Below are 1715 nucleotides of genomic sequence, written 5' to 3'. Positions count from 1 at the left end.
GGGTAGGGGAGCGTCCTGTAGCCGGCGAAGCCGCCGAGTGATCGAGTGGTGGAGGCTGCGGGAGTGAGAATGCAGGCATGAGTAGCGAATCACACGTGAGAAACGTGTGCGCCGGATGACCAAGGGTTCCTGGGGCAGGCTAATCCGCCCAGGGTAAGTCGGGACCTAAGGCGAGGCCGACAGGCGTAGTCGATGGACAACGGGTTGATATTCCCGTACCCGCTGGTATGCGCCAACGCTGAACCCTCTGATGCTAAGACCCTGAATCCTGGGTTGAGCCTTCGGGCTTGTCCTGGGCCTAGCGGTCGGCCCGAGGGGGTAGTAGGTGAGTGATGGGGTGACGCAGGAGGGTAGCTCAGCCCAGGCGATGGTTGTCCTGGGGTAAGCATGTAGCCCGGTGTGCAGGTAAATCCGTACACCGCTGAAGGGTGAGATGTGATGCCGAGCCGTTTTAGGTGAAGTGAGTGATCCCATGCTGTCGAGAAAAGCCTCTAGCGAGTGTACTGGCGGCCCGTACCCTAAACCGACTCAGGTGGTCAGGTAGAGAATACCAAGGCGATCGGGTGAACTGTGGTTAAGGAACTCGGCAAATTGCCCCCGTAACTTTGGGAGAAGGGGGACCACGTCTGGTGAACCGTCTTGCACGGGGAGCTGGGTGGGGTCGCAGAGGCCAGGGGGAAGCGACTGTTTACTAAAAACACAGGTCCGTGCGAAGTCGTAAGACGCTGTATACGGACTGACGCCTGCCCGGTGCCGGAACGTTAAGAGGACCGGTTAGAGGAACTTTGTTTCTCGAAGCTGAGAATCTAAGCGCCGGTAAACGGCGGTGGTAACTATAACCATCCTAAGGTAGCGAAATTCCTTGTCGGGTAAGTTCCGACCTGCACGAATGGCGTAACGACTTCCCCGCTGTCTCAACCACAGGCCCGGTGAAATTGCAGTACGAGTAAAGATGCTCGTTTCGCGCAGCAGGACGGAAAGACCCCGGGACCTTCACTACAGCTTGGCATTGGCGCCTGAAGCGTCTTGTGTAGGATAGGTGGGAGACTGTGAAGCCGGCACGCCAGTGTCGGTGGAGTCGTTGGTGAAATACCACTCTGGTCGTTTTGAGCGTCTAACCCGCACCCGTGGATCCGGGTGGGGGACAGTGCCTGGTGGGTAGTTTAACTGGGGCGGTTGCCTCCTAAAGTGTAACGGAGGCGCCCAAAGGTTCCCTCAGCCTGGTTGGCAATCAGGTGGCGAGTGCAAGGGCACAAGGGAGCTTGACTGTGAGACGGACGTGTCGAGCAGGTGCGAAAGCAGGGCCTAGTGATCCGGCACCTACGTGTGGAAGTGGTGTCGCTCAACGGCTAAAAGGTACCCCGGGGATAACAGGCTGATCTTCCCCAAGAGTCCATATCGACGGGATGGTTTGGCACCTCGATGTCGGCTCGTCGCATCCTGGGGCTGGAGTAGGTCCCAAGGGTTGGGCTGTTCGCCCATTAAAGCGGCACGCGAGCTGGGTTTAGAACGTCGCGAGACAGTTCGGTCCCTATCCGCTGTGCGCGTAGGAGAATTGAGAGGGTCTGTCCCTAGTACGAGAGGACCGGGACGGACGAACCTCTGGTGTGCCAGTTGTCCCGCCAGGGGCACGGCTGGTTGGCTACGTTCGGTCGGGATAACCGCTGAAAGCATCTAAGCGGGAAGCCTTCCTCGAGATGAGTTCTCCCACCCCT

1 rRNA gene is annotated in these 1715 nt (G+C 58.7%); it reads left to right on the top strand.

Features of this window, described 5'->3' with window-relative positions:
* A 23S ribosomal RNA gene (locus BM339_RS47345) occupies nt 1–1715 on the top strand; the annotation flags it as partial.

The sequence above is a fragment of the Actinomadura madurae genome (genome assembly GCF_900115095.1).
Classification (GTDB): Bacteria; Actinomycetota; Actinomycetes; order Streptosporangiales; family Streptosporangiaceae; genus Spirillospora; species Spirillospora madurae.
The sequence above is the reverse complement of the archived record's forward strand: the minus strand, read 5'-3'. Positions and strand labels throughout refer to the sequence as shown.